Source organism: Halobellus rufus (genome assembly GCF_000739575.1).
GTDB lineage: Archaea > Halobacteriota > Halobacteria > Halobacteriales > Haloferacaceae > Haloquadratum > Haloquadratum rufum.
The window spans coordinates 1-5,592 of the sequence record NZ_BBJO01000018.1; the positions used below are offsets into that span (position 1 = coordinate 1).

A 5,592-nucleotide genomic window follows, 5' to 3' on the forward strand; every position below is an offset into this window, starting at 1 on the left:
CGTCCGCTTGAACGTCGCGGAACTCCGCATCGGCGACGTGCCGCGGCGAGCCAACTACGGCGACGAGACGAGCAGCATCCGGTACCACACCTACATCCCGCGGTCTCCGCGATGCTCCTGTGGGGAGCGCCGTATTGCGGTTTCGCTACCCCTGCGTTCCCAATAGTTTCTCGAACGGGTCGAATCTCGTTCGGGTGGTTCGCCTGCCGGATTGAGCGCTGTTCGATCATAGGTCTCTGAAGTAATCGCGCCGCTGTTCTGCCTTCTCGCGGGCACTACGCCGGTCGTAATGCTCATCAAGAATATCTGTACTCGCGTTCAACCGATCCGAGACCACCCGGCGCGGGATATCGTTACGCCGGTATGCAGTCACTCGACCACTCCGAACGTCGTGAGGAGATCGAGACGAGGGACACTTACTCGCCTTGCTGAGATACGTGGCCTCACAAGTCTCCTCGTCCTTCCCGTGCGGACACTCCTCACCCAGCCAACAGGGACGTGTGACCCGATACACCTCATCTCGGAGCGTAGTCAACGCAGGACGGCCGTACTCAGATGTAAAGAGCGGAAACCGGCCGTGGTCATCGCGTGCGTTCTCACGAGGACCGTCGATGTAGTCCTCTAGAACGCGGGCCACGTTCGGGCTGATCGCATTCCAACGCTCCCCCTTCTCCTTGTTTTTCAGCGGTGTATCTGTCTCAGGTCTGTGCCGGAACTGAATTCCGGGCCGGTCAGAATCGAACTCAACATCAGAGAGATCCAGCGAGCGAATCGCCCCGATTCGTGCGCCAGTATGCCACATCAGCAGGAGAACCGCGTGAGTGCGGCTCGCGTACTGGTAGCGGTTCAGATACTCCAGAATGTTTGCAGCACGCTCAGGATCGAGTGTGGTATCACTCACGTTCTGGCCGCTGCTCACCGTCGGTAGCGGAACATCTACGCGAAGCCCCTCGCGCACTGCGTCGATCTCTTCGGCGAATCGAAGGAATGCACGAAGCGTCGACAGCTGGCCCCGGAGAGTAACCTGTTGGATCTCATCACGACCGTCACCGTGGCCCTCTCGTCTCCAAACGCGGAATCGGTAGAGACTCCGGCCATCGAGATCATTCAGATTCTCGATCTCCTCTTCTTCGCACCACTGTAGGAACGATTCGAGTCGGTACTTCTGGCCGCTCAGCGTTTGTCTGCTCAGTTCGTCGCGGCGGGCTTCGAGATACATCTCTACGCCCTCGCGCGGTGAGAGCGGTTGCAGATTATCGCTCATCAGCCTTCGAGCGGGTTCCACACCGCGTGATCCGGATGTGCCTCAGCTAAGTGAGCGAAGTACCCGCGCACCATCCGCGACTGAAACGAATACCCGTCAGGAGTCGGCTCGACAGTCGCGCCGCACTCCTTACAGGAACGCCAATCGGAGAGGATTCGAGCGCAGCGTTCACAGACGGCTGTGTGTCGCTTCGCGTCGATCCCGTCAGCGTACTCTCCGCAGTAGGAACAAGTCCCATCGGAGTTTTCACTAAGCAATACGTCTGATCTTCTGGGGCTGGAAAGCCCCGCGGTGGTTCCGTGCATAGGCGATCACGAGAACTACCGTAGGCCGTGGTACCAGCACGGCCTTTCTCGCGAACCTACGGAATCATCAACAACCGACTGAGTAGCTCTCAGCTATCGTATTCAAATTGTACTTACTTAATGGTTGCTACTATTAGTAACTCACTTTTGGTGGGAACCAACAGGAAACATCTTTTATGTACACGGTGGTTCGAAGATATATGACCAACAGCGAAGACGGAGAGCTACCAGATTTTGAAGATATGGAAAAAGTAGTCCTTGGTGAATACCCTCCCGAATTTTCCGAAGCGGAGAAAGCTTGGCTCAAAGAAGATCCAGAGGATTACGATTGGATAACAGAGATGGATAAAGAAATTCTGAGAACTTTAGTATTTAATTTAACACTTACACCAGCAGTCATCGCAGATAATACTGGTCGGTCTAGGCCGGGAATCTCAAGACGCTTAAGCACGCTAAATGCCGGGGGATTAGTCGAAAAAGAAGGGAGAGGAAAATATTCGATAACGGCATTGGGTGTTGGGTATCTAATCCGAGGCCGGGAATCGAAAGGTTAGAGAAATGACTTTATCACAATCGCATTTATTTCGGTATATCAACTCTTGAATCAGCCGTGAGAACCCGCCTGCGTATCTCTCGCTATCAAGCCGTATGAATTAGGCTGAAACTGAGGACTGTCGGGCAGTACGCAATCTCACAAAGTAGACGAGAACGATGAGTAATTGAACTGCGAATAGCCCGATTACGGTGTCGAGTATGAGAACGAGGGTAAATCCAAGGACGAAAACCAAGATGCCTGCGAGTAACGGTGAGCGCGAATCATATTTTTTCGCCAAGTGATAGACGACCGCTGAGATGAGGGATTGTGCAGCAAGGAATACGAGACTGATAGCGGGCATAGAAAGCTATTTTTTGGCAGTGCATAAGTAATTTCTGTGAATTAACAGTACCGCTCAAGAATAACGGAGTGGTAGCTACATAAGCTGTACTGAGCGATTCTCTACCTTTGATTCTACGTCTTTGCCAGTGGATCAACCTTTAGAACAAATCTGCAAACTGAGCAAAGTTGTTGCCTATAAAATGAATATTAAATTATATATGCACTCTCAATAAACCGTATATTATTGACTAATGGAAGACGATTCCAGTAACGAGATCCGCCTCGTAGAACGTGGTCAATTCCGGAAAGACAAGTCCACGGTATTCACTTCACTCCCGCAACTACCCGCCAATACTCGCGTCTTACATTTAGATTATCTTTACCCACCACATGAACGATTAGAACAGTGGCAGGATCAAGACGATATATCTATTGAGGAGATTACGATTCTGTACGCAGGATATCACCAGCAACAACAAGGAGTGGTTGAAAAGTATGGGAAATCCATAGGGTGCGAAACTTCATTTAGCCATATCTCTAATCCCAAAGATATTGAACGGGCAGGCCTCGAAATCACCAAATTCTTAGATCGTCAAAATTCTGAGGAATATCCCACGCTAATCACTGTTGATTCGTTATCAGTTATGCTCCAGTATGTTTCTCTCAATAGTGTCGTTCAGTTCACTCGTCACTGCATCTCTCTATTTGAACAGAATGAGACAATCGGTCGGTTCTATATTTCTCCGCAAACCCATACGGAAGAAACGAACAATACAATCCAGTCTCTATTTTATTAGTGAACAAACTTCTCGGCCGGTACGACAGACGCTGTGTCCATTCTCTGTACTGAGCAATTCCTAGTCCTCCTATCATCGGTGATGAAATCCGTTGTGTGCACAGTTGAGAGTGTCTAACCAGTGAATACCCTGTGCAGAGACCGTATGCAAACCTAAGACCTTCCCCAGATCTCCGCGATCGGAGGCGGTCTATCAGTCTCCAGTGAAACCGGGGGTTCGTCAGGATCGTGAATATTCTCCTCTAATACCTCAAGAGAAGCAGCCTGCGAGGTCGTAACTGGCATATCCCAGTACGGGAACGCACCACAGTAATCAACTGAAACCCAGTAGTCAGTAGCCAATTCGCGAAGCGTCGCCTGTGCCCGGCCAGATTCAGTGAGTTCGTTGAGATCGGGCTCGTGTACCCACGTCTCAGCGTATTCACGAGAGAGTTCGAGTACCGTATTCTGAGACGCCCATTCAGCCGCTTCGCGAGCATCACCCTCCAATTCCTGCGATTCCGGATCTATTGCCTTCTCGATACCGCGTGATGTCGACCAGAATTGTTTATCTGTCGCCCAGTAGAGCGCGAGCTTCCAGACGGCTTCTTTTGAGTCATCTTCACCAGAGGTAAGCGATTCTCGATCCTCGAAGGACTCAGCGACGTTTGAGAGCGCGCCGTAGGTTGCACTCAGGTACTTGCCAAGGTACGAGCCCGCGGTTTTCTGAAAGATAATTTCGTCGTCGCCTTCCATATTGACGAGATCGTGCTGTCCGGCTCGTTCTGCGGCTTCGTCACGGGACAGATCGTTATTTCCGTAGCGGTACCAGTCGACCCATCCCTCAGAGGAGTTGAACCGCACGCCGTCGAGATCGTGCTCTTGTCGGTACCAGTTCAGAATCGTGTCTTCCGTGCATTCTTGAACGAACGTCGACGCGCCGAGATCGTCGAGGGACGAACCAACAAAGGGAACGAGATCGAGCACGCCGTTCTCTTCGGGATCATCTGGGTCACCGGCCGGGCGGAGATCGTCGCGGAACACCAGCGGTCGAACGTCGACGATCGAGCCCTGACCGTAGTCTGACCACTTCTGAGACAGCTCTCCTTTGTCGATCAGCCACGGCATTCCGTCCGACTCGCGCCGTGGAGGATTGAAATAGAGGGTATGGAGGTGTGGCAAGCCTCCAGATGCGAATTCGAGGACTTTCACGTAGTCGAGTGTTCGACGAGGGCGGCCGGTCACCTTCCCATCGAGATCGGGACGCCAGCCAGATACACCGGCTTCTCGCGTGTCGACCTTCGTCGACGGATCCGAGGAAAGGTACTGCTGGAGCCGGTGAAAGTTCGGATTGATGTTCTGCGTCGAATCAAGCAGGGAATCGTTTAGCTTCGGATCTGTGGTAAGCGTCGCGAACGCCGCGGTCGCGCCCGGCTCGGCGCGCGCGTCGAGCGCATCTTGTAGGCGAGCGAAAGAGCGGCCGTGACGATCTTCGGAATTGAAGCGGGTTTTGTACTCCTTCGTCATCCGCCGGGTTTCGGTGCCTTTCCGAGAGCGAACGTGTACGTCGAAAGCCAGTCTGTAGTCGTCGATGCGCCGAATGTAACGAAGAAGTCCCTCAGCAGCAGCGGACTTCTGAGCGTCTGAAAGGTGGGATTCGACCGATTCGAGCATTCGACGGACGAAATTACGATCAGAGAGGGTCCCGTCTTCGGGGCTCTCTGTTTCACTAATGCCTGATGAAATCAAGTCAAGAAGCCGCAGTGTCGGGTGGACGGAGGTCGACCCACCAGAGCTTTCGAGACGGACGAATCCGGCGGCTTCAGCCTTTTTGGTGAATCTGTAAGCAAACTGGTATTCTGAATCACTTCCGTCGATCTCTTCCTCAGCCGCTCCTCGTTCGGCAATTCGATCTAGAGCGGCATCGTGGCGCTCCTCAGCGTTGTACCAGTCGAGGTCATCAAAACCAACCTTGTTGCGCCACGGCTCCTTTCCGTAGACCCTGAGGCCGTACAGACCCACGTGGACGAGTTTAGAGCGTAGGATGCCCTCTGGACGTTCGGCGACGAGTTGAAGGAGACGCGCGCGGTCCTGGTCGCGTTCAGTGTACGATCCATCGAGCAATTGACCGCGGCCGAGTAATCCCTCTGCTTCCAACTCTCCGAGTAGGTAGTCCCGTATGGGGGATGTGTTACATCCGTCGGAGATGGAAGCGGAGGTACTCATAGAGAGAAAGGTCTAGAGAGGTAGCAATCGCTCCGAGAGCGGACTGATCGAATCAGTCACTGGATGACCCCACAGGATTAGCAGCGGCAGCACCGCCCCGCTCCGCCTCTCGTTTGCCGCCTCCCGCCGGTCGGCGGCGTGCGCG

At 53.2% G+C, this 5,592-nt stretch carries 4 protein-coding genes; 2 read left to right on the forward strand and 2 right to left on the reverse strand.

Going from position 1 to position 5,592, the window contains the following annotated elements:
* Positions 1-226 precede the first annotated feature (226 nt).
* Positions 227-1,219: a tyrosine-type recombinase/integrase gene (locus ACP99_RS08930; protein ID WP_049986275.1), complete on the reverse strand. Its 993-nt coding sequence runs from the start codon at positions 1,217-1,219 to the stop codon at positions 227-229.
* A 550-nt stretch (positions 1,220-1,769) separates the two neighbouring features.
* Here ACP99_RS08930 and ACP99_RS20855 point away from each other — a divergent pair.
* Positions 1,770-2,123, forward strand: a complete 354-nt coding sequence (locus ACP99_RS20855; protein WP_231554257.1) for a MarR family transcriptional regulator — start codon at positions 1,770-1,772, stop codon at positions 2,121-2,123.
* Between the two features lie 574 nt (positions 2,124-2,697).
* Positions 2,698-3,243 (forward strand): DUF7504 family protein, encoded by a 546-nt coding sequence (locus ACP99_RS19915; protein WP_144906537.1) that lies wholly within the window; start codon positions 2,698-2,700, stop codon positions 3,241-3,243.
* Positions 3,244-3,395: 152 nt separating this feature from the next.
* Here ACP99_RS19915 and ACP99_RS08935 read toward each other — a convergent pair whose 3' ends face one another.
* Complete coding sequence (locus ACP99_RS08935; RefSeq protein WP_156105636.1) at positions 3,396-5,378, reverse strand: hypothetical protein; 1,983 nt, start codon at positions 5,376-5,378, stop codon at positions 3,396-3,398.
* Positions 5,379-5,592: the final 214 nt, after the last annotated feature.

Excerpts from the sequence above, each read along its gene's own strand:
- ACP99_RS08930 (WP_049986275.1), bottom strand. The coding sequence starts at position 1,219 with ATGTATCTCGAAGCCCGCCGCGACGAACTGAGCAGACAAACGCTGAGC.
- ACP99_RS20855 (WP_231554257.1), top strand. The coding sequence starts at position 1,770 with ATGACCAACAGCGAAGACGGAGAGCTACCAGATTTTGAAGATATGGAA.
- ACP99_RS19915 (WP_144906537.1), top strand. The coding sequence starts at position 2,698 with ATGGAAGACGATTCCAGTAACGAGATCCGCCTCGTAGAACGTGGTCAA.